Origin of the sequence: Streptomyces sp. NPDC086549 (assembly GCF_044746205.1) — a bacterium.
In the GTDB taxonomy this organism is placed as follows: domain Bacteria; phylum Actinomycetota; class Actinomycetes; order Streptomycetales; family Streptomycetaceae; genus Streptomyces.
Window position 1 is genome coordinate 47,064 of the sequence record NZ_JBIVBS010000019.1, and the last position, 25,460, is coordinate 72,523.

At 72.0% G+C, this 25,460-nt stretch carries 11 protein-coding genes and 3 pseudogenes; 1 reads left to right on the forward strand and 13 read right to left on the reverse strand.

What is annotated here, in order from left to right; all coding sequences use genetic code 11:
* Nucleotides 1–35 precede the first annotated feature (35 nt).
* The 4 genes and pseudogenes from ACIPSA_RS41190 to ACIPSA_RS41205 form a co-directional block, all read right to left on the reverse strand.
* Entirely contained in the window at nucleotides 36–4,874 is a 4,839-nt protein-coding gene (locus ACIPSA_RS41190) for a type I polyketide synthase (protein WP_402644726.1), read from the reverse strand.
* Between the two features lie 3 nt (nucleotides 4,875–4,877).
* A pseudogene (locus ACIPSA_RS41195) lies at nucleotides 4,878–11,942 on the reverse strand (SDR family NAD(P)-dependent oxidoreductase); the annotation flags it as partial.
* 216 nt (nucleotides 11,943–12,158) lie between these two features.
* Entirely contained in the window at nucleotides 12,159–13,574 is a 1,416-nt protein-coding gene (locus tag ACIPSA_RS41200; RefSeq protein ID WP_402644729.1) for an FAD-dependent oxidoreductase, read from the reverse strand.
* A gap of 77 nt (nucleotides 13,575–13,651) precedes the next feature.
* Complete coding sequence (locus ACIPSA_RS41205; RefSeq protein WP_402644732.1) at nucleotides 13,652–14,842, reverse strand: DUF993 family protein; 1,191 nt, start codon at nucleotides 14,840–14,842, stop codon at nucleotides 13,652–13,654.
* 253 nt (nucleotides 14,843–15,095) lie between these two features.
* Between ACIPSA_RS41205 and ACIPSA_RS41210 the strand changes: the two genes are divergently transcribed.
* Complete coding sequence (locus ACIPSA_RS41210; protein ID WP_402644733.1) at nucleotides 15,096–15,554, forward strand: SRPBCC family protein; 459 nt, start codon at nucleotides 15,096–15,098, stop codon at nucleotides 15,552–15,554.
* 187 nt (nucleotides 15,555–15,741) lie between these two features.
* Here ACIPSA_RS41210 and ACIPSA_RS41215 read toward each other — a convergent pair whose 3' ends face one another.
* From ACIPSA_RS41215 to ACIPSA_RS41255, 9 genes and pseudogenes are all read right to left on the reverse strand, one after another.
* Nucleotides 15,742–15,939, reverse strand: coding sequence for a ferredoxin (locus ACIPSA_RS41215; protein WP_402644735.1), 198 nt, complete (start codon nucleotides 15,937–15,939; stop codon nucleotides 15,742–15,744).
* An 11-nt stretch (nucleotides 15,940–15,950) separates the two neighbouring features.
* Entirely contained in the window at nucleotides 15,951–17,216 is a 1,266-nt protein-coding gene (locus ACIPSA_RS41220; RefSeq protein WP_402644738.1) for a cytochrome P450, read from the reverse strand.
* A gap of 371 nt (nucleotides 17,217–17,587) precedes the next feature.
* On the reverse strand, nucleotides 17,588–18,715 hold the full coding sequence (locus ACIPSA_RS41225) for an NADH:flavin oxidoreductase (protein ID WP_402644969.1): 1,128 nt from the start codon (nucleotides 18,713–18,715) through the stop codon (nucleotides 17,588–17,590).
* A gap of 197 nt (nucleotides 18,716–18,912) precedes the next feature.
* A complete protein-coding gene (locus tag ACIPSA_RS41230) occupies nucleotides 18,913–21,051 on the reverse strand; it encodes an MMPL family transporter (RefSeq protein WP_402644741.1) in 2,139 nt (712 codons plus the stop codon).
* 116 nt (nucleotides 21,052–21,167) lie between these two features.
* Nucleotides 21,168–21,920: a thioesterase II family protein gene (locus ACIPSA_RS41235; RefSeq protein ID WP_402644743.1), complete on the reverse strand. Its 753-nt coding sequence runs from the start codon at nucleotides 21,918–21,920 to the stop codon at nucleotides 21,168–21,170.
* A 1-nt stretch (nucleotide 21,921) separates the two neighbouring features.
* Nucleotides 21,922–23,184 (reverse strand): LLM class flavin-dependent oxidoreductase, encoded by a 1,263-nt coding sequence (locus tag ACIPSA_RS41240; protein ID WP_402644746.1) that lies wholly within the window; start codon nucleotides 23,182–23,184, stop codon nucleotides 21,922–21,924.
* 48 nt (nucleotides 23,185–23,232) lie between these two features.
* A complete protein-coding gene (locus tag ACIPSA_RS41245) occupies nucleotides 23,233–23,763 on the reverse strand; it encodes a flavin reductase family protein (protein ID WP_402644748.1) in 531 nt (176 codons plus the stop codon).
* Nucleotides 23,764–23,816: 53 nt separating this feature from the next.
* Nucleotides 23,817–25,196 (reverse strand): annotated as a pseudogene (locus ACIPSA_RS41250) (type I polyketide synthase); the annotation flags it as partial.
* A pseudogene (locus tag ACIPSA_RS41255) lies at nucleotides 25,193–25,460 on the reverse strand (hypothetical protein); the annotation flags it as partial. The pseudogenes ACIPSA_RS41255 and ACIPSA_RS41250, both read right to left, overlap by 4 nt.

Genomic DNA, 25,460 nt, shown 5'->3' on the forward strand with positions numbered 1-25,460 from the left:
GTGGTCACGTTCGGCCGGTGCCGGTGCCGGGGAGCTCAGGCAAGGCCGAGCTCCTTGTCGATGAAGGACAGGACGTCGTCGACGCTCGCGTCGTCGGCGAGCTGCTCGTCCTGCGACGGGTCCGTGCCCGTCCCGGCGAGCCGGGCCGTAAGGGTCTGCAACCGGCCGGGGATGCGGTGCCGCTCGACGTCCTCGGGCGGCAGGGCCGCCAAGGCTTCCTCAAGCCGGTCGAGCTCCGCCAGGACGGCCATGATCCCGCCGCCGTCCGTCTCCGGGCACAGCTCGTCGCGCAGGTGGGCGGCGAGCGCGGCCGGGGTCGCGTGGTCGAAGACCAGCGTGGCCGACAACTGGAGTCCGGTCGCGGCGGACAACGCCAGCTTGAGGTCGGTGGCGGCCACCGAGTCGAAGCCGAGGTCGGTGAAGGGCCGCGCCGGGTCGAGGGCCGCGGGATCGTCGTAGCCGAGCAGCGCGGCCACGTGGGTACGGACGAGATCGAGGACCGCCCGGCCCTGCTGGGCCTGGGGCAGCTCCTTCAGCCGCGCGGCGAGGCCCGGCCCCTCCTGGTCCGCGCCGCCCTGCGCCGCGCCCTGGTCGAGTGCGGCCCGGGTCTCGGGCACCGCGTCGATCAACGGGCGGGGGCGGGCCATGGTGTAGACGGGGGCGAAACGCGCCCAGTCGATGTCGGCGACGACGAGATGCGTCAGGTCGCGATCGAGGATGCGGCCCAGCGCGGCGGCGGCGAGACCGGGGTCCATCGGTGGGGTGCCGATCCGGCTGAGGGCGGCGCCGAGTTCGGCGTCGACCATGCCGCCGTCCCACGAGCCCCAGGCGACGGAGGTCGCTGTGGCACCGCGGGCCCGGCGGGCGCGGGCGAGCGCGTCGAGGTAGGCGTTGGCGCTGCCGTAGGCGGCCTGTCCCGTGCTGCCCCAGACCGCCGATCCGGAGGAGAACAGTACGAAGGCGTCCAGCGGACGGTCGCCGAGCAGTTCGTCGAGGTGCCGGGCGCCGCCCGCCTTGGCGTCGGCGACGGCGGCGAACTCCTCCAGGGTCAGGTCGGACAGCGGGGCGATGCGCTGCATGACGCCGGCCGCGTGCACGACCGCGGTCAGCGGCTGGTCCTCGGGGATCGACGCGAGCAGGCGGCGCACCGCCTCGCGGTCGGCGACGTCGCACGCCTCGACCGTGACCCGGGTGCCGCGTGCGGCCAGTTCGTCGACCAGGTCCGCGACGCCTTCGGCGTCCGGCCCACGGCGGCTGGTCAGCAGCAGGTGTTCGGCGCCCCGGTCGGCGAACAGCCGGGCGACGTGGGCGCCGAGTCCTCCGGTGCCGCCGGTGATCAGAGTCGTGCCGCGGGGCGTCCAGTCACGGGTGGCGGGCCGGTCGGCGAGCGGCGTGCGGACCATGCGGCGGCCGAGCACCCGGTCGCCGCGCAGGGCGAGCTGGTCCTCGTCGCCGGGCGCGGCGAGCACCTGGCACAGATGGCGCACGGTCTCGGCGTCGACCGTGGCGGGCAGGTCGACCAGACCGCCCCAGCGCCCGGGCAGGTCGAGCCCGAGCGCGGAGCCCAGGCCCCACACGGCCGCCTGCGCGGGGTCGGCCGTCCCGTCGTCGGGGCCGGCGGCGACTGCCTGGGCGGTGACACACCACAGCGGGGCACCGAGTCCGGCGTCTTCAAGGGCCTGCACGAGGGTGACTGTGGCGGCGGTGCCGCGTGACAACGAGTCGTGGTGGGGGTGGGGGCGGTCGTCGAGGGCGAGCAGCGAGAGCGTTCCGGCCAGGTTCGTGTAGGCGCGCAGCTGTCCCGCGAGCGCCTCCCGGTCCTGGTCGCCGACTTCGAGCCGTACGGTCCACACGCCCTGTGCGGCAAGCCCCTCCGTGACGGCACGCACACGCGGGTCGTCGGTACGTCCTTCGGGTACGGCGAGCAGCCAGGTCCCGTCCGGTGTGGTGCGCTCGGCGGACGGCAGCGTGACGGGCTGCCAGTCGACGCGGTAGCACCAGGAGTCCGTGCGGGCCTCGTCGCGCTGCCGACGGCGCCAGTCCTTCAGCGCCGGCAGCACCTCGTCCAGCACGGGCGCCGGTACGCCGATCCGGTCGGCCAGGGAGCCGGCGTCCGCCCGCTCCAGCACGTTCCACACGGCGGTGTCCACGGCGTCCGCGGTGACGGGCGCGGCGGTGACGGCGGCCTCCGGGTCACGCCAGAACCAGCGGCGCTGGAAGGCGTACGTCGGCAGGTCGACCAGCCCGGCTCCGCGCCCGGCGAAGAAGGCCCGCCAGTCGACGGCGACACCCCTGCAGTGGGCCAGCGCGACGCCGGTGACCAGCTCGGTCTCCTCCTCGCGGTCGCGGCGCAGCAACGGCACGAAGGCCGCGTTCTCGGCGGTCTGCTGTCCCATCGCCGTCAGGACCGCGTCCGGACCGAGTTCGAGGTACGTGGTGACACCCTTGTCCGCCAGGACACCGACGGCATCCGCGAAGCGGACGGCCTCACGGACATGCCGGACCCAGTACTCCGGATCCGCCAACTCGCCTTCGGTCACCGCGACGCCGGTCAGCGTGGAGACGATCGGGATGGACGGGGTGCCGTACGACAGTTCCCGTGCAGCGGCACGGAACTCGTCGAGCATCGGCTCCATCAGCGGCGAGTGGAACGCATGCGACACCTTCAGCCGAGTCGTCTTACGACCCTCGGCCTCAAAGTGCGCCTTGATCCGCAGAGCCTCCACCTCGACACCCGAGACGACCACAGCGGTGGGCCCGTTGACCGCCGCGATACCCACACCCTCGGCCAGCAGCGGACGTACCTCTTCCTCGGTCGCCTGCACCGCGACCATCGCCCCGCCCTCCGGCAGAGCCTGCATCAACCGGCCACGCGCAGCCACCAACCTCGCCGCATCCGCCAACGACAACACACCCGACACATGCGCAGCCGCGAACTCACCGATCGAGTGACCGGCCAGGAAATCGGGCCTGACACCCCACGACTCCACCAGCCGATACAACGCCACCTCAACCGCGAACAAAGCCGGCTGAGTGAACTCCGTCCGACTCAGCCGCTCAACGTCCTCACCCCAGACAACCTCCCGCAACGGAAGCCCACCAAGCTCCGCCAGGACAGCGTCGAAAGCCTCCGCGAACACCGGGAACGCCTCATACAACTCACGCCCCATCCCGACCCGCTGCGCCCCCTGCCCCGTGAACAGGAACGCCGTAAGACCGTCGGAGACGGTGCCGCTCTGGACGACTCCGGGCGACGGGCGGCCCTCGGCCAGGGCGGTGAGCCTGCGGAGCAGTTCGACGCGGCTGGTGGCGATGACGGCCGCCCTGTCCTGGAGGGCCGTGCGGGACGTGGCCAGGGAGTGGCCGAGGTCGAGGAGGGTGGGCTCGTCGTCGGCACCGACGCGGGCGAGCAGGCGCAGTGCCTGGTCGCGCAGGGCGTCCGTGCCCTTGCCGGAGAGGAGGACCGGGACGACGTCGGCGGCACCGACGGTCGCCTCACCCTGCTCGGAATCCTCGGCGGGCGGTGCCTCCTCGATGATCACGTGGCCGTTGGTGCCGCTGAAGCCGAAGGAGGAAATGCCGGCCCGACGCGGACGGCCCGGTGTGACGGACCACTCCCGGGCCTCGGTCAGCAGTCTCACCGCTCCGTCGGACCACTCGACCTTGGAGGTGGGCTCGTCGACGTGCAGCGTCCTGGGCAGCACACCGTGCCGCATCGCCTCGACGACCTTGATGATGCCGCCGACGCCGGCCGCGGCCTGGGCGTGCCCGATGTTCGACTTCAGGGATCCCAGCCAGAGGGGACGGTCCTCGGGGCGGTCCTGGCCGTAGGTGGCCAGCAGGGCCTGCGCCTCGATCGGGTCGCCGAGCACCGTGCCCGTGCCGTGCGCCTCCACGGCGTCGACCTGGTCGGCGGTCAACTGTGCCGAGGCCAGGGCCTGTTGGATGACCCTGCGCTGGGAAGGGCCGTTGGGAGCGGAGATGCCGTTGCTGGCGCCGTCCTGATTGACGGCGGAGCCGCGGACGACCGCGAGCACGGGGTGACCGTTGGCGCGGGCGTCGGAGAGGCGCTCGACGAGCAGCATGCCCACGCCCTCGCCCCAGCCAGTGCCGTCGGCGGCGGTGGCGAACGACTTGCAGCGGCCGTCGGGGGACAGACCGCGATCCTGGCTGAAGCCGACGAAGGAGTGCGGGTGGGCCATGACGGTGGCGCCGCCCGCGAAGGCCAGGGTGCAGTCGCCCGAACGCAGCGCCTGGACCGCCAGGTGCAGGGCGACCAGCGAGGACGAGCAGGCCGTGTCGACCGTGACCGCAGGGCCCTCGAGGCCGAGGGTGTAGGCGATGCGGCCGGAGGCGACGCTGGCCAGGCTGCCGGTGCCGCCACCGACGAGGTAGTCGTGGTAGACCACACCGACGAAGACGCCCGTCTTGGTCTCCTTGAGCGTGACCGGGTCGATGCCGGCCCGCTCCAGGGCCTCCCAGGCTGTCTCCAGCAGCAGTCGCTGCTGCGGGTCGGTCTCCTTGGCCTCCTTGGGGCTCATCTTGAAGAAGTCGGCGTCGAAGTAGCCGGCGTCGTGCAGGAACCCGCCCTGGCGGCTGTACGTCTTGCCGGGCTTGGCGGGCTCGGGGTCGTAGAGCGCCTCCGTGTCCCAGCCCCGGTTGTCCGGGAAGTAGGAGATGGCGTCGCGGCCGGAGTCCACGAGCTCCCACAGCTCCTCGGGTGAGGTGACGTCACCCGGGAACCGGCAGCTCATGGCCACGATGGCGATCGGCTCGTGGTCCTTGGCCTCGGTCTCGCGCAGTCGGCGCCTGGTCTGCTGGAGATCGGCCGTGGCGCGCCTGAGGTAGTCACGAAGTTTGTCGTCAGTCCCCATCGCTCATGAACCAATCTCGAGGTTGTCCAGTGCCTGGAAGAGCTCGTCGTCGCTGGCCGTGGTGAAGTCGTCGTCCGGCTGCTCTTCGGCCGCCCTCCCCCGGGCGTCGCGCCAGGCACGCAGCAGGGCCTCGAGCCGGGCGGTGACCCGGGTGGTGTCACCGTTCAGCTCGGGGGCGGCGGACAGGACAGCTTCGACACGGTCGAGTTCCGCGAGGAGCGACTGGGCCGGTCCTGCCTCGGCCGACGAGCCCTCCTGGAGCAGTAGGACCGCCACCGCCTGGGAGTTGGGGTGGTCGAAGGCGAGGGTCGCCGGAAGGCCGTGTCCGGTGAGGCGGGTGAGCCGCTTGCGCAGTTCGCCCGCCGCCACCGAGTCGAAGCCGAGCTCGGTGAAGGCCCGGTCGGGCTCGATCGCGTCCGACGACTCGTGGCCGAGCACCGCGGCGACCTGGCCGCGGACCAGGGTCAGTACGGCCCGCTCCCGTTCGCCGTCGGGCAGGGCGAGGATTTCCCGCCAGCGCCCGGTGTCGGCGCCGTCCTGCTCGGTGGCACCGGTCGCGCCGCCGATGACGACGACCCCGTCGCCGCCGATCTCGGCGAGCCAGTAGGGGCGACGCTGGAACGCGTACGTCGGCAGCTCGACCTGGCGGGCCGGGTGCCCGGCGAAGTAGGCCTGCCAGTCGACGGCGACGCCCCGGCAGTGGGCCAGCGCGACGGCCGCCGCCAGCTCCCGCCGCTCCTCGCGGCCCCGGCGCAGCGCCGCCACGAACACGGCGTCGGCCTCGTCCCCGCCGGTCAGGCACTCGGGGCCGGTGGCGGTCAGCGCCGCGTCAGGTCCGATCTCGACGAACGTCCCGACCTGCAGCGCCTGCAGCTGGGCCATGGCGTCGGCGTAACGGACGGTCGAACCGACGTGGCGGACCCAGTACTCGGGGGTGCCGATCTCGTCGGCGCCGACGGGGAGGCCGGTGACCGTGGAGACGATCGGGATGGACGGGGTGCCGTACGACAGTTCCTGTGCCACGGCACGGAACTCGGCCAGCATCGGCTCCATCAGTGGCGAGTGGAACGCATGCGACACCTTCAGCCGGGTCGTCTTACGACCCTCGGCCTCGAAGTGCGCCTTGATCCGCAGAGCCTCCGCCTCGACACCCGAGACGACCACCGCGGTGGGCCCGTTGACCGCGGCGATACCCACACCGTCGGCCAGCAGCGGACGCACTTCCTCCTCGGTCGCCTGGACGGCCACCATCGCGCCGCCCTCCGGCAGGGCCTGCATCAACCGGCCACGCGCAGCCACCAACCTCGCCGCATCCGCCAGCGACAACACACCCGACACATGCGCAGCCGCGAACTCACCGATCGAGTGACCCGCCAGGAAATCGGGCCTGACACCCCACGACTCCACCAGCCGATACAACGCCACCTCAACCGCAAACAAAGCCGGCTGAGTGAACTCCGTCCGACTCAGCCGCTCAACGTCCTCACCCCAGACCACCTCCCGCAACGGAAGCTCACCAAGCTCCGCCAGGACAGCGTCGAAAGCCTCCGCGAACACCGGGAACGCCTCATACAGCTCACGCCCCATCCCGACCCGCTGCGCCCCCTGCCCCGTGAACAGGAAGGCGAGCTTGCGGCCGGAGGTGCGGGCCCGGTCGCTCACCGTCGTGGCGGGGAGGTCGCCCTCGGCGAGGGCCGTGAGGGCGCGCAGGGCCTGGTCGCGGTCCTCCGCGAGCACGGTGGCGCGGTGTTCGAAGGCGGTGCGTTCGACGGCGAGCCCCCGGGCGATGTCCGGCGCGGCGGCCTGCCGGTCGGTGCCGAGCCAGGCGGCGAGCCTGGCGGCCTGGGCGCGCAGGGCCTGCGGGGTGCGGCCGGACAGGAGCCAGGGCAGGACGCCGGCAGTGTCGCCATCGGTGTCGGGGGACTGCTCCGGTGCCTGGTCGGCGGACTGCTCGGGGGCCTGTTCCACGATGACGTGGGCGTTGGTGCCGCTGATGCCGAAGGAGGAGACACCCGCCCGGCGCGGACGGTCCGGCGCGGCGGGCCATTCCTGGGTCTCGGTAAGGAGCCGAAGGTTGCCCGCCGTCCAGTCCACCTTGGTGGAGGGGGCGTCCGCATGCAGCGTCCTGGGCAGGACGCCGTGGCGGATGGCCTCGATCACCTTGATCAGACCGGCGACTCCGGCCGCCGCCTGGGTGTGGCCGATGTTCGACTTGATGGAGCCGAGCCAGACCGGCCGGTCCTCGGGGCGGTCCTGGCCGTAGGTGGCCAGCAGGGCCTGCGCCTCGATCGGGTCGCCGAGCACCGTGCCCGTGCCGTGCGCCTCGACCACGTCGACATCGGCCGGGCCGAGGCCGGCGTTGGCGAGGGCCTGACGGATGACGCGCTGCTGGGCGGGGCCGTTGGGAGCGGAGATGCCGTTGCTGGCGCCGTCCTGATTGACGGCGGAGCCGCGGACGACCGCGAGCACGGGGTGACCGTTGACGCGGGCGTCGGAGAGGCGCTCGACGAGCAGCAGGCCGACGCCCTCGGAGAAGCCGGTGCCGTCGGCGTCCTCGGCGAAGGAGCGGCAGCGGCCGTCGGGGGACAGCCCCTGCTGGAGGCCGAACTCGACGAGGACCTCGGTGGTGGCCATCACGGTCACGCCGCCGGCCAGGGCGAGGGTGCACTCACCCGAGCGCAGCGCCTGGATCGCCAGGTGCAGGGCGACCAGGGAGGACGAGCAGGCCGTGTCGACGGTGACGGCGGGGCCTTCGAGCCCGTACGTGTAGGAGAGGCGGCCGGAGTTGATGGAGCCGGTGGCCCGGGAGTTGGCGTAGTCGTGGTACATCGCGCCGGTGAACACGCCGGTGCGGCTTCCCCGGAGGGTGGCGGGGTCGAGTCCGGCTCGTTCGAAGATCTCCCAGGAGGTCTCGAGGAGCAGCCGCTGCTGCGGGTCCATGCCGAGGGCCTCGTTCGGGCTGATGCCGAAGAACTCCGCGTCGAACTCGGCGGCGTCGTAGAGGAATCCGCCGGAGCGTGTGTAGGTGCGGCCGGGGGTGCCCGGCTCGGGGTGGTAGACGCCTTCGATGTCCCAGCCGCGGTCGGTGGGGAAGGCGGAGACCGTCTCGGTGCCCTCGGCGACGAGCCGCCACAGGTCCTCGGGGCTCTCGACGCCGCCAGGGAAGCGGCAGGCCATGGCGACGACGGCGATCGGCTCGTCGGCCGCGACGGCGGTGACGGCGGGCGCGGCGGCGCCGGACGCTGAGGTGCCGAGCGCCGTCTCCTTGAGGAACCGGGCCGCGGCGCGGGTGCTGGGGTGGTCGAAGACGAGGGTGGCGGGCAGGCGCAGGCCGGTCGTGGCGCTGAGCCGGTTGCGCAGTTCGACCGCGGTCAGCGAGTCGAAGCCGAGTTCCTTGAAGGCCCGGTCGGGTTCGACGGCGTCGGCGGAGTCGTGGCCGAGGACATCGGCGACATGGCTGCGGACGAGGTCGAGCAGGAGGGTGTCGCGTTCGGGCTCGGGCAGTCGCGCCAGCCGGTCGGCGAGGGAGCCGCCTGCGGCGCCGCCGGTGCGGGCCGTCTTGCGGACGGGGACGCGCACCAGGTCGCCGAGGACGCTGTGCAGGCTGCCGGCGCCGGCCTGGACGCGCAGGGCGGCCAGGTCGAGGCGGAGCAGCAGGAGGAGCGGCTCGTCGGCGGTGAGCGCCTGGTCGAACAGGGCGAGGCCCTCGGCCGTGGTCATGGCGGGGAAGCCTTGGCGGCGCAGCCGTTCGGTGTCGGCCTCGTCGAGGTTTCCGGTCATGCCGGTGGCCTCGGCCCACAGGCCCCACGCCATGGAGGTGGCCGGCAGTCCGGCCGCGCGGCGGTGGGCGGCGAGGGCGTCGAGGAAGACGTTGGCGGTGGCGTAGTTGGCCTGCCCCGCGGCGCCCAGGGTGCCCGCGGCGGAGGAGAACAGCGCGAACAGCGCCAGGTCGTGGCCGGCGGTGAGTTCGTGCAGGTGCCAGGCGGCTTCGGCCTTCGGGGCGAGGACGGTGTCCAGGCGCTCGGGGGTGAGGGCGGCGACCGTACCGTCGTCGAGGACGCCTGCCGCGTGGATCACGGCGGTGAGGGGGTGCTCGTCGGGGACGGTGCCGAGGAGTGCGGCGAGCGCCGCTCGGTCGGAGACGTCGCAGGCGGCGAGAGTGACGGTGGCGCCGGAGGCGGCGAGTTCGTCGTGCAGGGCGATGGCGCCGGGGGCGTCGGCGCCGCGGCGGCTGGTCAGCAGCAGGTGCCGTACGCCGTGCTCGGCGACCAGGTGGCGGGCGACGAGGGCGCCCAGGCCGCTGGTGCCGCCGGTGATCAGGACGGTGCCCTCGGGATCGAGCGCGGCCGGCTCGGCGGGGGCCTCGGCGTCGGCGGTGCGGGCCAGCCGGGGTGCGTACATCGTGCCCTCGCGCAGGGCGAGTTCCGGCTCGCCGGTGGCCAGGGCTGAGGCGAGGGCGCGCCGGGAGGCGTCGGTGTCGTCCAGATCGGCCAGGGTGACCAGGCCGGGGTTCTCCGCCTGCGCGGCCCGCAGCAGACCCCAGACGGGCGCGAGGGTCAGGGAGGGCGCAAAGTCGCCGGGGGCGGCGACCGCGCCGCGGGTGACGACGACCAGGTGCGCCTCGCCGAACCGGTCGTCGCCGAGCCAGGTCTGTACGAGGTCCAGGGCGCGGTGGGCGGTGGCGCGGACGTCCTCCAGAGTGCCGTCGGCTCCGGGGGCGTCGAAGCCGACGACCACGGTGGGCGGGACCGGCTGGTCGGGGTCCAGCTGGTCCAAGCCGGTGACGTGGACGAGGTCGGTGTCCTGGGCGGCACCGTCCAGGGCCACGGTGGTCCAGTTCAGGCGGTAGGGCAGTTCCCGGCGTCCGCCGGCGGCGTCCAGCTGTCCGGCGGAGACCGCGCGGGCCACGATGGACTCGACGCTGACGACGGGGCTGCCGCTGGTGTCGGCGGCCTCCAGCAGGGTGTTGCCCTGCGCGTCGGTGACGAGACGTACCCGGAGCGCGGTCGCGCCGACCGCGTGCAGCCTGACTCCGGTCCAGGCGAAGGGCAGGACGGTTTCTCCCTCGTCCTGCCCCTCGGCGCCGACGAGTTCGGTGTGCAGGGCGGCGTCCAGCAGCGCCGGGTGCAGGCCGAACGCCTGGGCGTCGGCGTGCGCCTGCTCCGGCAGGGTCACCTCGGCGAACAGCTCGTCGCCGCGTTTCCAGGCGGCCGTCAGCCCCTGGAAGACGGGGCCGTAGGCGTAACCGCGGCCGAAGAGCCGGTCGTATGCGCCGTCCAGGCCGATCGGCTCGGCGCCGGCGGGCGGCCACTGGGCGAGGTCGAAGCCGGCGTCGGAGGTCTGCGGGGTCAGGACGCCGGAGGCGTGCCGGGTCCAGGGCTGGTCCTCGCCGTCGGCGCGGGAGTGGATGCCGACGGTACGGGCCCCGGACTCGTCGGGGGCGCCGAGCAGCACCTGCAGGGCCACTCCCCCGCGCTCGGGAAGCACGAGCGGCGCGTGCAGGGTCAGTTCGTCGAGGGTGCCGCAGCCGGCCTGGTCACCGGCCCGGATCGCCAGCTCCACGAAGGCGGTGCCCGGCAGCAGTACGGTGCCGAGGGCCTCGTGGTCGGCGAGCCAGGGGTGGGTGCTCAGCGAGAGCCGGCCGGTGAACACGTGGCCGCCGGACTCGGCGGTCTCCACCGCCGCCGCCAGCAGCGGGTGTTCGACGGTGACCTGGCCGAGGTCGGGCACACCGCCGCCGACGGTGGGCACCTTGCGCCAGTAGCGCTTGCGCTGGAAGGCGTAGCCCGGCAGGTCCGTCGTACGGGCGTCGGTGCCGTCGAAGAAGGCGGCCCAGTCCACCGGGGCGCCGCGCACCCAGGCCTCGGCGAGCGAGGTGGCGAACCTGAGCAGGCCGCCCTCGTTGCGGCGCAGCGAGCCGACCACGCCGGCCGACTTCTCGGCGGCGTCGACCGACTCCTGGACGCCGCTCTTGAGGATGTGGTGCGCCGTCGGCTCCACGAACAGGGTGAAGCCGTCCCGCAGCAGGGCCCGGGTGGCCTCGTCGAAGCGGACGGTCTGGCGCAGGTTGGTGTACCAGTACTCGCCGTTCAGCCCGGCGGTGTCCAGGATGTCGCCGGTCACCGTGGAGTAGAACGGCAGCCGGACCGAGCGGGGCGCGACGGGTGCCAGGACGTCGAGGAGCTGGTCCTGGATCTCCTCGACGAAGTGCGAGTGGGAGGCGTAGTCCACGGGGATCCGGCGGACCCGGACGCCCTCCTCGGTGAGCTCGGCGAACAGCTCGTCGAGGGCGTCGGTCTCGCCGCACACGACGGCCGTGGAGGTGCCGTTGACGGCGGCCAGCTGGAGCCGGCCGTCCCAGCGGGCGAGGCGGGGGGACGTCTCGGCCGCGGGCAGCGGCACGGACATCATGCCTCCCTTGCCGGCCAGCCGGTGCTTGATGACCTGGCTGCGCAGGGCGACCACGCGGGCGCCGTCCTGCAGGGAGAGCGCCCCGGCCACGGTGGCCGCCGCGATCTCGCCCTGGGAGTGGCCGACGACCGCGGAGGGCTCGACGCCGTAGGAGCGCCACAGCGCGGCGAGCGAGACCATCACGGCCCACAGCACCGGCTGGACGACATCCACCGGTTCGAGGTTCGGTTGGCCCTCCCAGCCGCGCAGGACGCCGATGAGGTCCCAGTCGACGAACTCCGCCAGGGCTTGGCCGCAGGCGGTCATCTGGGCGGCGAACACCGGTGACTGGTCGAGCAGTTCGACGGCCATGCCGTCCCACTGCGAGCCCTGGCCGGGGAAGACGAAGACGGTCCGCGGTTCGCCGCCGGGTGCCGCGCCGGAGACGGCCGGGGCTCCGGTGCCGCTCCCGGCGAAGGAGTTCAGGGAGTCGAGCAGGGAGTCGCGGTCCGTGCCGAGCACGACCGCCCGGTGTCCGAGCCTGGCCCGGGTCGTGGCGAGCGACAGACCGATGTCGGCCGGGCGTTCACCGGGCCGGTCCGTAACGTGTTTCCACAGCTTCTCGGCCTGTGCCCGCAGCGCGTTCGCGCTCTTCCCCGAGACGATCCACGGAATCACCCCAGAGAATTCCTCAGCGCCCACCCGGGCCACCCCCTCGACTGCGTGTCGCATGCTTGCATTCCGTTGTGGCAGTGGACGGCCACGACGCTACTCATACAGGCTCCGGGGGGCCAACCCCAGACGTGGTGACCGGCACCCCTACTACTGAATCGGGGCCAGATTTCGAGAAATACCCGGGTGTCCCCCTGAACGGGACACCCGGGAAACGGAGAGTCAGTTTCCGGAAACGACGTGATCGATTTCCTGGACCTGGTCCAGTATGTCGCCGAATTCGGGGAACTGGGCTATTGCTTGAGCCGCGGTCAATTCCGGCAGGCGCGGGCCGCGCAGAATGGCCAGCAGGTTTGCGGGGGAGAAGATCGCCAACGGGGAGCCGGACAGGGCTGCGGCGTTGAACACCGCCTCGGCGATCCGGCCGTTCTCCGCCGCGACCTTGGTGATCCGCTCGTTGAGGCGCTGCTGGGACAGGCTCGGGCGGCGCTTGGCGTTGGACTGCACGTCCGGGAAGAAGTGGTCCTGCGTGGTGGCGGCCATCCAGGGCGCCACGGCGATCCGGGCGAGGGCCTTCTGGGCCTTGCGGGCGAGCCCGGGGCGCAGGCCGCGGTGGCGGCGCAGCGTCTCGCGCAGGGCGACGGCCTGGCGGGCGGCCTGCGACATGCCGGTGCCGTAGTTCGGGTTGGGCGCCATCAGCGAGTCGCCGGTGGCGACGAAGCCCTCGGGCACGGGCAGCTTCTCGTAGTAGCGGCGCCGGTTGGCCATGCCGCGGTAGGGGCGTATCTCGGACACCGGCCGGGCCTTCTCGATCAGTTCGGCGATGACCGGGTGCCGGGTGCCGCGCGCGAACTCGACGAAGCCGTCCTCGTCGGTGGGCGGGACGGCGCCCCGGGTGCCGAAGAGGGTGACGATCCAGCGGCGGCCCTCGTTGGGCAGCAACGCCGCGCCACGGCCGGGCTTGCCGGTGCCGGCCTGGGCCTGGATGAGCACCCCGGGGAAGTCGTCGCGCAGTCCGGGCGGTGCCTCGAACACGCGGCTGGCGTAGGCGAATCCGCCGTCCACGACCTCCTCGTACACCGCCGGCACGCCGAGGGCGGCGAGCCAGTCGGGGGCCTTGGAACGGCGTCCGGTGGCGTCGACGACGAGGTCGGCGGTGAGGGTCCGCTCGCCCTCGCCCTCCGGCTGGATCCGTACCCCGGTGATCCGCTCGGCGTCGCCGGTCAGGCCGGTCACCTTGGTGCCCTGCAGTACCGTGATCCGCTCGTCCGCGAGGGCCCTGCCACGCACCACGTGGTCGGTCAGGTCGCGGCTGCACAGCACCACGTACGCGGAGCTGGGCTGGCGGCGGAACCAGCCCTCGCCGGACCGGGTCAGGTTGCCCGAGGGCAGTGCGCGCCGCTTGGCGCCGGCCGCGTGCAGCTCCTCGGTGATACCCGGCAGCAGTGACTCCAGCGCCTCGACGCCGCCGCGCATGAACATGTGGTTGTGGTGTCCCTGCGGCAGCCCGCGGCGAGGGGCCGGGGTGTCCGGGTAACGGTCGCTCTCGACGATGGTGACGGCATCGGCGAATCGGCTCAGCGCGACCGCGGCGAGCACCCCCGCCATTCCGCCACCGAGCACTACTGCCCTGGTCATTGCGCGCTTCCTTCCTGCACTGCCGGTGGTCCTCGGTGCTGTCTGTGCTGGCTGTGCTGTCGGTCCTGGCTGTGCTGTCAGTTCTCGATCCCGCACGTGGCGAGGTAGGTCTTCATGCGCCGCTCGGTCAGGGCCGGGTCCGGGAACAGGCCGAGGGAGTCCGCGATGCGGTAGGCGGTGGCCAGGTGCGGCACGGAGCGCGCCGACTGCTCGCCCCACACCATCCGGAAGTGGTTCGCGTGGCCGGCCAGCCAGCCGAGGAAGACCAGACCCGTCTTGAAGAAGAGCGTGCTGCGCAGCGGGCCGACGAAGACGTGCCGGTTCAGCTCCAGCGTCTCGTCGAGCAGCGCGCGGGCGGTGGCCGCGTCTCCGTCGTCCAGGGCCCGCAGCGCCTGCGCGGCCAGCGGCGCGACCGGGTCGAACACCGGGGACAGCGCGTCGCTGAAGCCCTGCTCGTCGCCGAGGATCAGCCCGGGGTAGGAGTCGGTGTCGCTGGTGTAGAAGCGCACGCCCTCGGGGAGCCTGCGGCGCAGCTCGATCTGGCGCTCCACGGTCACCGGGGCGAGCTTGACGCCGTCGACCTTGTCCCGGTGCAGCTTGACGAGGTCGATGAGGGCGTCGTAGGCGGCGTCCAGGTCCTGGTGGCCGAAGTAGCCGGCGTGCATCGGGATCCACTCGGGGAGGATCCAGTGGATGACAGCCGGCTTGGAGGCCTGTCGCAGGAGGTTGCCGTACACCTCGGCGTAGTCGTCCGGGCCCTGCGCGACCGCGGCCAGCTGCGGGCTGCACATGATGATGGCCTGCGCGCCGGCCTCCTCCACGACCTCCAGCTGCTGCTCGAAGGCCGCGGCGACCTCCTTGAGGGAGTGCGGGGCGAACGGGTCGAGCTGGTCGGTGGTGATGGCGGCGGCCAGCCGTCCGCCGACCGCGCGGGCCTCCGCACCGGAGCGGCGGATCAGCTCCGCGGCGCCCGGCCAGTCCAGGCCCATGCCGCGGTGGGAGGTGTCGAGGGCCTCGGCCACGGTGTAGCCGTAGGACCACAGGTGGCGCCGGAAGGCCAGGGTGGCGTCCCAGTCCAGGCGCTGCTCGGGCGGCGGGCCGACGGGCGGGCCGAACGGCTCGTTGGGGGCCAGCGGATCGCCGACGACGTGTGCCGTCGCAAGGATGGATCGCTTACTGAACGGCGTGGCCACCGCGGCGAATTCACGCGGGGACGGGTTCGGCTGGTACGACGTGAGCGTACCGTCCGGCTCCGGAAGTTTAATCATCGCTTCAGCTCCGAGACCTCACGGGAATCCACTGGCGATTCATTAAATCCAGCCGTGTCTCGGCCACTCCATACGGCCGACCCCCTAAGTCCCTGATATCTCCCCCTAGATTCACGCTGAGTGGTGTGGCCGAAGATGCTTAGGGGGGTCCGAGCACTGGATACGGCGGCCGGTGATGTGACTTCATTTAATTGCGGTCGGCCGACTTGCGGTTCGCCGCGTACTCACTGGCCGTCAGACGTGGAAGGTAACTATGTGGAAGTTTGAACACAGTGTGGAGGCCAAAGCCACTCCGGCGGCGGTGTGGGCCCGCTACATCGACCTGCCGTCCTGGCGGGAGTGGTACAACGACGTCAGCACGATCCGCGTCGAGGGACCGATCGTCTCCGGTGCCAAGGGTGTGATCGAGCAGGACCCGGAGCAGGGTCACCACCCTCAGCCGGTGCCGTTCACCCTCGTCGACGTCGTCGAGAACGAGGGCTTCACGCTGGAGTGCATGGCGCCCACCTCCGAGTCGGGCGTGAAGGACGAGACGTTCCTGCGCACCACCCTGCGCGCCGTGGACAACGGCAAGGGCGGCGTGACAATCACGCACTCCGCCATCCTCGACGGTCCGCAGAGCGCCGAGGTCGGCGAGGCGATCGGCAAGTTCCTCAGCACGAACCTCGTCCTGGGCCTGGAGCGCCTGGGCAAGGTCGTCGAGGGCGCCTGACCCTCCTCCCCCTCCCCTGATCTCCGGCCGCCCGCCTCCCCCTGCGGGCGGCCGGCGTCGTTTTGCGCACCGCGGTGGACTCGCATCGCATCCCCCGGCTTCCGCGCCCGGACCGAGCCGCACACTGCCGGCCCGCACCCTCCTGACGTGAGTGGTGCGGGCCGGCAGTGTGCGGCGGAACCCGGGTTCAGGGGCCGGTGACGGTGATGGCGGACACCGGGCAGAAGTCGGCCGCCTCCTCGGTGGCCTCGTGGAGTTCGGCGGACGGGGTCTCGGTGACCAGGACGACGCGACCGTCCTTGGAGCTCTGCTCGAAGACCTCAGGGACGGCGAGCGCGCAGGAACCGGAGCCCACGCAGCGCCCGCGGTTGACGGAGACGCGCATGTCGACCCTCCTCACCAGGTGACGGGCAGCTCGTGCAGACCATAGATGTGACCGCCGTGCATGAACGACAGTTCCTCGACCGCAACGGCCGGCCGCAGGGTGGGGATCCGGGCCAGCAGCGTGTTGAAGACGATCTCCAGCTGGACCCGGGCGAGGTTCGCGCCGAGGCACTGGTGGGCGCCGTAGCTGAAGGCCAGGTGGTTCTTGGAGTCGCGGTGGATGTCGAGGGTGCCCGGGTTCTCGAACACCGACTCGTCCCAGTTGGCCGCGCCGTTGCTCGCGATGACGCCCTCGCCCGCGCGGATGGTGATGCCACCCACCTCGATGTCCGCCGTCGCCACACGGACGGTCGCGGAATCCGCTATGGACAGGAAGCGCAGCAGCTCGTCGACGGCCTTGCGGGTCAGCGACGGGTCGGCGCGCAGTTCGTCGGCCACCTGCGGGTTCTGCATCAGCACCAGCGTGCCCAGGCCGATCATGTTGGCCGTCGTGTCGAAGCCCGCCACGACCAGGAGCCGTGCGATGGAGACCAGGTCGGCCAGTTCGAGGTTGGCCTCCTCGCGGTTCTTGGCGACGAGCCGGCTGAGCAGGTCGTCCCCGGGCTCCTGCTCCTTCTTCTCGATCAGCCGGCCCAGGAACCCGTCCATCTCGGTGTAGAGGACGGTGATCTCCTCCTGGGTGGAGTTCCGGTTCATGGTGACCTCGGAGTACCGCCGGAAGTAGTCGATGTCCTCCGGGTCGGCGCCGAGCATCTCGCAGAACAGCAGCGAGGGGACCGGCGCGGCCAGCTCCTTGACCAGGTCCACGGTGCCGCCCTGGGCGAGCATGGCGTCGATCCGCTCGTCGACGATCTGCTGGATGCGGGGCTTGAGGGACTGGATGCGGCGCGCGGTGAACTCGGGGATCACCAGGCGGCGCTGGGTCGTGTGCTCCGGGGCGTCGAGCGCGGAGAACGGAAACTTGATGAACTGCAGGACCTCCTCCGGCACCGGGAACTGCAGCGGGTAGCCGGGCAGCTTGGCGTTGGAGCTCATCGCCGGGTCGCCCAGGACCTTCTTGACGTCCTCGTACCGGGTGAGCAGCCAGGCCTCCTTGCCCGACAGCCGCAGCCGGATCTTGGTCGCCGGGCTCTCCGGGCGCAGCTCGGCGTACTCGTCGGGCGTGCTGAGGGGGCACTTGCGGATGAACGGGAAGGGAAGCGCGGCGCTGTCGTCGCCGGCGGAAGGGGTGGCGTGGGCCGGGCACTGACTGGTCTCGGCCTGGGCGACGTCGGACATGACGTTCGGTGTCCTCTCGGGCAGGGTTGGGAGCGAAAGCACTGCGTGCTGGTGGGCGCCGCGCGTCGGGGCCGGGCGCTGTGGCCGGTACCGCGTCGGGGGTCGGGGGCGGGGCGGGACCTCAGGGATCCGTACGGCCACGTTTCCGGTCGGTCACGTCGCGTACGGCCCGGGCCCGGACGACCGGAGCCCGTACGGCCGAGTCCCGGCAGGTTCCCGGCAGTCGGGAGGGATCGAGGACGGCGGCGGAGAGGGTACGGGCGGGCAGGACACGAACCCGTGGGCCGGCGTGCCCACGGCCGTCCGCGGCAGGCTCGGGGCCCTGCCGTCGGCAGCTGCGTGCACGCCCGTCACCGGCCTCGTGCCCGCGGTCAGTCGAGGGTGGCCAGGGCGGCCGGGCTGAAGGAGTTCAGCTCGTCGACGCGGCCGTCACGGATCTTGGCGACCCACTCCGCGTCGCCGAGCAGAGCCCGGCCCACCGCGACGAGGTCGAACTCCTCGCGCTCAAGCCGGTCAAGGACGCCGCTGATGCCCTCGGTGCCCGCGCCGGTGCCCTCGGCGAACATCGTGACGAAGTCGCCGTCGAGGCCCACCGAGCCGACGGTGATGACCGGCTTGCCGGTCAGCTTCTTGGTCCAGCCCGCCAGGTTCAGGTCCGAGCCCTCGAACTCGGGGTTCCAGAAGCGCCGGGTCGAGCAGTGGAAGGCGGTGAGGCCGGCCTCCGCGAGGGGCGTGAGGAACTCCTCCAGCTCCTGCGGGGTCTCGACCAGCCGGGCCGTGAAGTCGGCGGTCTTCCACTGCGAGAAGCGCAGCACCACCGGGTAGTCGGGGCTCACCCGGGAACGTACGGCGTCGATGATCTCCACCGCGAACCGGGTACGGGCGACCACGTTGCCGCCGTAGCCGTCGGTGCGCTGGTTGGTGCCCGCCCAGAAGAACTGGTCGATCAGGTAGCCGTGTCCGGCGTGCAGTTCGACGCCGTCGAAGCCGAGCCGCTCGGCGTCGGCGGCGGCCTGCGCGAACGCCTCGACGACGGCGTCGATCTGCTCCTGGGTCATCGGCTCGGTGACCTGCTGGCCGGGCATGACCAGACCGGAGGGGCCCACCAGCTCGGTACCCGGGCCGAGCGCCTCCCCGGCGAGCGGGTCGAGGCCGACGTGCCACAGCTGGGCGAATATCTTGCCTTCGGCGGCGTGCACCTGGCGCACCGCCTCGCCCCAGCCGGCCAGCGCCTGCTCGCCGTAGATGTGGGGCACGGCCGGGTTGTAGGTGGAGCCCGGGTGGTTCACCACGGTGCCCTCGGTGACGATCAGGCCCACGCCGTGCTGCGCGCGCCGCGCGTAGTACGCCGCGACGTCCGGTCCCGGAACGCCGCCCGGAGACATGTTGCGGGTCATCGGCGCCATGACGAAACGGTTCCTGAGCGGTACGCCGCCCAGCGTGACCGGTGAGAACAGGGGGCCGACCGGGCGGGTCGAGGTGGGCGCTGTGGACGCGATGGACATGATGGAGGACATTCCCTTCAGCTGGATTGGCCGGCCGTGGAATGGGTCGGTGTCCTGGTCCGCACCGATTCGGCCACGTACCGATTGAAACCAAGTGGGGGCCGGTCGAGCCACGCGTTCGACCCCCTAAACAGCGCCGCCGCCCCCCTAAAGAAGAGGGGGGCGGCGGCGCGGTCCGGGCCCCGGTCCGCTCAGAGCGGCGCGCCGGTCCGGGAGCTCCGCGGGTTGCCCGCCGCCACCGGGACGGTACGCGACCGCCGGCCCAGGTCGCGGAAGAGCTTGCCGGGGAACCAGGTGGCCCGGCCCACGTCGAGGACCAGCGCGGGCACCAGGACCGTACGGACCAGGAAGGTGTCCACGAGGATGCCGAGGGCGACCACGATGCCCATCTGGATCATGTTGGTGACCGGCATCGCCGCGAACACCGCGAAGGTGGCGGCGAGGACGACACCCGCGGAGGAGATGACGCCGCCGGTGCCGGCCAGCGCGCGCACCACGCCGTGGTCGTGGCCGTGCAGCACCGTCTCCTCGCGGACGCGGGTCATCAGGAAGATGTTGTAGTCGATGCCCAGGGCGGCCAGGAACACGAAGGCCACCAGCGGGATCGTCCAGTCGACACCGCTGTGTCCGAGGACCCGCTCGAAGACGATGTTGCTCGCGCCGAGGGCCGCGAGGTAGGAGACCACCACGGTCAGCAGGAGCAGCAGCGGCGCCACGAGGGACCGCAGCAGGAGGACGAGGACGACCAGGATGACGCCGAGCACGAGCGGGATGACGGTCCGCAGATCGCGGTCGGCCGCCCGCTCGGTGTCGGACCGTTCGGCCGCCGTGCCGCCGACGACCGCCTGGGCTCCGGCGACCGCGTGGACGGAGTCGCGCAGCCTGTCGACGGTGCGGGCGGCGCCGTCGCTGTCGGGCGCGTCCTTGAGGACGGCCTCGATCGAGACGAGCGAGCCGTCGGGGGAACGGGTGGGAGTGAGCACCGAGGCCACCCCGTCGGTCTTGCGGACCGCCGCGGCCACCGCGTCGGCGCGGCCGGCCCGGGCGACGATGACGGCCGGTCCGGAGGCGCCCGCCGGGTAGTGCTGGGCGATCTTCTCCTGTGCGACCACGGACTCCGGCTTGTCCTGGAAGACGTCGGCCTGCCCGATGCCCACGTTGATGCCGAGGACGGTCGCCGCCGCGGCGGCGATCACGCCGAGGGAGAGCACCCAGGCGGGCCGCGGCCGCCGGGCCACGGCCGCCCCGACCCTGCCCCAGACGCTGCGCCGGGAACGGGGCGGGGTGCCGTACTTGGGCCGGAACGGCAGGAAGACCCAGCGGCCGGCGATCACGAGGAGCGCGGGCAGCACGGTCACCATCGCCACGAAGGACCACAGGACGCCGACCGCGCCGACCAGGCCCAGGCTGCGCGAGGAGTTGATGTCCGCGTAGGCGAGGCAGAGCAGCCCGGCCACCACGGTGGCGCCGGACGCGACGATGGCCGGTCCGGCCTTGCGCAGGGCCACGGCCATGGCGACGTGCCGGTCCTCGTACTGATGCAGTTCCTCGCGGTAACGGGCGATCAGGAGCAGGGCGTAGTCGGTGCCGACGCCGAAGGCGAGGACCATCAGGATGCTGGCGCTGCCCGGGTCGACGGGCAGGTCGGCGTGTTTGGCGAGCAGATAGGTGCTGCCCTGGGTGGCGACCAGGGAGAAGCCGACCGCCACGATGGGGAACAGCCACAGGAACGGGCTGCGGTAGATGAGCAGCAGCAGGACGATCACGACGGTTCCGGTGATGGCCATCAGGTTCGAGTCGAGGTTCTCGAAGGCACCCACGTAGTCGCTCTGCTGGCCGGCCGGGCCGCCGATCTCGACGTCGAGCCCGGCGGGCGCGCCGGACCGGGCGGTGGCGCGCATCTCCTTGATCTCGTCGGCCGTGGCCGCGCCGTCCACCCGGTTCAGGGGGACGACGACCATGAGGGCCTTGCCGTCCTTCGAGGCCATGGTGGCCGGCATCTTCTCGCCCTCGGCGAGGTGTTCGCGAAAGGCGGCCCGGTCCTTGCCGGCCTTGGTCCGGTCCCGGTCCGTGATGCCGGCGGTGCGGCTGTACACCGTCACCGCGGCGATCACGTCGTGGTCGGTACGGAACTTCTCCAGTTCGTGCAGGACCTGTACCGACTCCGCGTTGCGGGGCAGTACCGCCGTGCTCCCCTCGTCCTTGACGTCGTCGAGCTTTCCGGCCAGTGGCCCGAGGGCAGTGGCCACGATGAGCCAGCCGATCACCACCAGCCACTTGGCCCGTTTGCCGCACAGGGCCATGGTGAACCGCCTGTTCCCGTCGGTCATACGGGCTCTCCTGGAGGTCGCGTTCGGAAAAGCGATGTCAATGAAAAGGTCAAGGCTTTCCCATGGCCTCAGCAACCCCTATCCGCATGGGCGCCACCCCTGTCGCGGACCCCGCCTCACCCCCTCAGCACCTTCTCGATGACCGAGATGACCTCCGCGGCGCGGGAGTTGAGGTAGAAATGGCCGCCTGCGAAGACCTTCAGCTCGAAGGGACCGGTGGTGTGCCGCTGCCAGGCCCGCGCCTCCTCGTCGGTGACGTGCGGGTCGGCGTCCCCGGTCAGGGCGGTGACCGGGCAGGAGAGCGGCGGGCCGGGCGTGTAGCGGTAGGTCTCGGCCGCCCGGTAGTCGGCCCGGATCGCCGGCAGGATCATGCGCATGATCTCGTCGTCACCGAGCACCTGTGCGTCCGTGCCGCTGAGCCGCTTGATGTCGGCGATGAGGCCGTCGTCGTCCCGCAGGTGCACCCGCTCGTCCCGGGGTGTGGACGGTGCCCGCCGCCCGGAGGCGAACAGATGACGCACCGTCACCCCGGCCGCCTCCAGGCGCAGCGCCACCTCGAAGCCGAGGGAGGCGCCCATGCTGTGGCCGAACAGGGTCAGCGGTCGGTCGCCGTACGGCCGCAGCTCCTCGGCGAGCGCGTCCGCCAGGGCGGGGATGCTGTCGATGCACGGCTCGTGCCGGCGGTCCTGGCGGCCCGGGTACTGGACCGCCAGGACGTCGGCCGCGGTGGCCAGTTGCCGTGACACGGGGAAGAAGTACGACGCCGAGCCGCCGGCGTGCGGCAGGCACACCAGGCGGGGCGCGCCCTCGGGACCGGGATGGAAGCGCCGGATCCAGGCACCGGTCCCCACGGTGGTGTCCGCCGTCATGTCAGGCCCTCAGCTCCGGAACGATGACGTAGTCGCTGACGTCCGCGGTGTCCCGGTCGACCCGGCCCAGGGCGGCCTGGATCGCGGGCTCCAGCCGGTCGCGCTTGGCCTCGTCCACGGCGTCACGGTGCGGGGCGAACTCCGGCAGCACCTCGGCGGCGAACAGTTCGAGCGACTCCATGATGTGCTCGTGCTTGTTCTTGCCGATCTGCACCGAGAAGATGATCTGGTCGACGCCTGCCGCCTCGTAGCGGCGGATCATGTCGGTGATCTGCTCGGGCGTGCCGATGCCCCGGCGCAGCGCGGTGATCTGCTCCAGCATCTTCTTGACGTCCTCGGACTGCTCCTCGTCGCTGCCGGCCGTGGCGACCGGCTCACGGACCAGGCCGACGTTCGCCCGGTTCTTCTGGAACTCGTCCCAGACGCTGGTGACGCCCGGCTTGTGGTCGCCGGAGATGTAGTAGTGCATCAGCGAGTAGCTGAAGAAGTGCGCGCCTTCCAGGCCGCGGTCGAGGGCGGTCTCCTCGTCCTGGTGGCACATGAAGGGCACCACCACGGAGAAGTTGGGGTTGACGTTGAAGCCGATCGGCTTGCACTCGTCGGACTGGATGACGCCGTAGTAGGCGTCCACCCAGTCCTTGGCCTCCTCGGGGGAGACGAAGGAGAAGGACAGCGCGCCCATGCCGTTTCGGGCGGCGTCCTCGATGGTGGTACGGGCGCTGCACGCGAGCCACATCGGCGGGTGCGGGGTCTGCTTCGGCTTGGGCAGCAGGTTGCGCGGCGGCACATCGGTGAAGCGGCCCTTGTGCCCGGTGAACGGCTCCTCGGACAGCAGCCGGGTGATCACCTTGAGGGACTCGGCCCACTGCTCCTTCTTCGTCTCGCGGTCCACGCCGAAGGCGGCCAGCTCCAGCTGGGAGCTGCCGGCGCCGGAGCCGAACTCCACGCGCCCGCCGGAGATCAGGTCGAGGGTGGCGATGCGCTCGGCGACGCGGACGGGGTGGTTCACGGCCGAGGGGAGCTGGACGATGCCGTGCGCGAGGCGGATGTTGCGGGTGCGGGCGGCAGCGGCACCGAGGAACACCTCGGGGGCGCCGGAGTGCGAGTACTCCTCCAGGAAGTGGTGCTCGGTCGCCCAGGCGTAGTCCAGGCCGAGCTTGTCGGCCAGCTCGATCTGCTCCAGGGACTCGTTGAACAGCTTCTCCTCGCTGTCCTGCTGCCAGGGCCGCGGGAGCTGGTGGTGGTAGATGAGACCGAATCGCATGGTGTGTCTGCTCCTTGGGATGGGCGCGGTCGGATGGTGCCGCGGGTCTCAGGCCGCCGCGGGGCGGCGGAAGGCGGCGCGGTAGAACAGCAGGGGATCGGCCTCGTGGTCGACCGCCTCCAGGTGCAGGACCCGGCCGACCACCAGCCAGTGGTCGCCTCCGGGGTGCACCGTGTCGACGGCACAGTCGATCCAGGCCAGGGAGTCGGGCAGCGCGGGCGATCCGGTGGCCGGTGCCGGGAGCCAGTCCTGTCCGGCGAACTTGTCGGACCCGCTCACGGCGAACGAGCCGCACAGCGCCTGCTGTGCGGCGCTGAGCACGTTGACGCAGAAGGCGCCCGAAGGGGCGATCCGCGGCCAGGTGCTGGAGGTCCTGGCGACCGAGAAGGCCACCAGCGGGGGGTCGAGGGAGAGCGAGAAGAAGGACTGGCAGGTCAGGCCGGCCGGCACGGTCCGTCCGCCGTCCTCGGTGAGACCGGTGATGATGGTGACGCCGCTGCAGAACTGGGAGAGCACCCGCCGAAAGGCGTCGGAGTCGACGCGGTGCTCAAGGGTGGCTGTGCTGGCTGAGGTGGCCATGAGGCCCACGTCCTTCCTGAAGGTCCGCGTCGTCCGGGTCAGGCCGCCACGGCGGGCGCGGCGGCCTCGGCGGCCGCGGGGGGCGGCGCCTGTTCGAGGATCACGTGTGCGTTGGTGCCGCTGATACCGAAGGAGGACACACCCGCCCGGCGCGGACGGCCGGTCTCCGGCCAGGGCTGCTGCTCGGTCAGCAGCCGCACGTTCCCGGCGCTCCAGTCGACGTGCGGGGTCGGCTCGTCGACGTGCAGGGTCCGGGGCAGGACGCCCTCGCGCATGGCGAGGATCATCTTGATCAGCGAGGCCGCTCCGGCCGCGCCCTGGGTGTGCCCGAGGTTCGACTTGACCGAGCCCAGCCACAGCGGCCGGTCCTCGGGGCGGCTCCTGCCGTACGTCGCCAGCAGGGCCTGCGCCTCGATCGGGTCACCGAGCCGAGTGGCGGTGCCGTGCGCGTCGACCGCATCGACGTCCTGGTAGGAGAGCCCGGCCTGGGCGAGCGCCTGCTTGATCACCCGCTGCTGGGCGGGCCCGTTGGGGGCGGTGATACCGCTGGAGGCGCCGTCCTGGTTGAGGGCGGTGGCCCGGATGACGGCGTGGATGCGGCGCCCGTTGCGACGGGCGTCCGACAGCCGTTCCAGAAGCAGCATGCCGGTGCCCTCGCCCCAGCCGGTGCCATCGGCGGCTGCCGCGAAGGAGCGGCACCGGCCGTCCTTGGACAGACCCTTCTGCTTGGTGAAGTACTGGAACGTCTCGGGCGCGACCATCACGGTCACCCCGCCGGCCAGGGCCAGCGAGCACTCGCGCTGCCGCAGCGACCGGGCCGCCAGGTGGACGGCGACCAGGGAGGACGAGCAGGCCGTGTCGACGGTGACGGCGGGCCCCTCCAGGCCGAGGGTGAAGGCGATCCGGCCGCTGACCAGGCTGCCGCCGGTGCTGGCGCCCTCGTACTCGTGGTACATGAGCCCGGCGAACACGCCGGTGTCACTGCCGTGCAGGGACTGCGGGTCGATGCGGGCGTTCTCCAGCGTCTCCCACGCGGTCTCCAGCAGCAGCCGCTGCTGCGGGTCCATCTCCTCCGCCTCGCGCGGCGAGATGCCGAACAGGTCGGCGTCGAACTCGGCGGCGTCGTGCAGGAAGGCACCCTGGCGGGTGATGGTCTTGCCGGGGCCGCCGTCGGGGTCGTAGAGCGCCTCCACGTCCCAGCCTCGGTCGGTGGGGAACTCGGTGACGCCGTCACGGCCGTCGAGGAGCATCTGCCACAGGTCGTCGGGCGAGTCGACGCCGCCCGCGAAGCGGCAGGCCATACCGACGACCGCGAGCGGCTCGGTGGCGGCCCGCTCCAGCTCCTCCTTCTGCCGGCGCAGCCGCTCGTTGTCGATCATGGAGCTGCGCAGCGCCTCGACTATCTGGTCGACTTCCATCGTGTCCGCCTTCAGCCTTCGTTTCCATCGGACTTGGCGGCTCCGAGAGCCGCCCGGACCAGGTCCTCCACCGCCATGTCCTTGAGGTCGCCGACGCCCGGCCGGTCGCTCGGGGCCGCGCTCACGCCCGCGGGCACGGTCGGTGCGACCTGCTCGACGGTCGGCGCATCCAGCTCCTCCACCAGGAAGCGGGCCAGCGCCTCGGAGTTCGGGTAGTCGAACATCAGCGTCGCGGGCAGCCGGATACCGCTCGCCTCGGCCAGTCCGTTGCGCAGCTCG

Coding starts and splice junctions, on each gene's coding strand:
- ACIPSA_RS41230 (WP_402644741.1), bottom strand. CDS start 21,051: ATGACCGACGGGAACAGGCGGTTCACCATGGCCCTGTGCGGCAAACGG.
- ACIPSA_RS41205 (WP_402644732.1), bottom strand. CDS start 14,842: ATGATTAAACTTCCGGAGCCGGACGGTACGCTCACGTCGTACCAGCCG.
- ACIPSA_RS41235 (WP_402644743.1), bottom strand. CDS start 21,920: ATGACGGCGGACACCACCGTGGGGACCGGTGCCTGGATCCGGCGCTTC.
- ACIPSA_RS41240 (WP_402644746.1), bottom strand. CDS start 23,184: ATGCGATTCGGTCTCATCTACCACCACCAGCTCCCGCGGCCCTGGCAG.
- ACIPSA_RS41215 (WP_402644735.1), bottom strand. CDS start 15,939: ATGCGCGTCTCCGTCAACCGCGGGCGCTGCGTGGGCTCCGGTTCCTGC.
- ACIPSA_RS41245 (WP_402644748.1), bottom strand. CDS start 23,763: ATGGCCACCTCAGCCAGCACAGCCACCCTTGAGCACCGCGTCGACTCC.
- ACIPSA_RS41190 (WP_402644726.1), bottom strand. CDS start 4,874: ATGGGGACTGACGACAAACTTCGTGACTACCTCAGGCGCGCCACGGCC.
- ACIPSA_RS41200 (WP_402644729.1), bottom strand. CDS start 13,574: ATGACCAGGGCAGTAGTGCTCGGTGGCGGAATGGCGGGGGTGCTCGCC.
- ACIPSA_RS41220 (WP_402644738.1), bottom strand. CDS start 17,216: ATGTCCGACGTCGCCCAGGCCGAGACCAGTCAGTGCCCGGCCCACGCC.
- ACIPSA_RS41210 (WP_402644733.1), top strand. CDS start 15,096: ATGTGGAAGTTTGAACACAGTGTGGAGGCCAAAGCCACTCCGGCGGCG.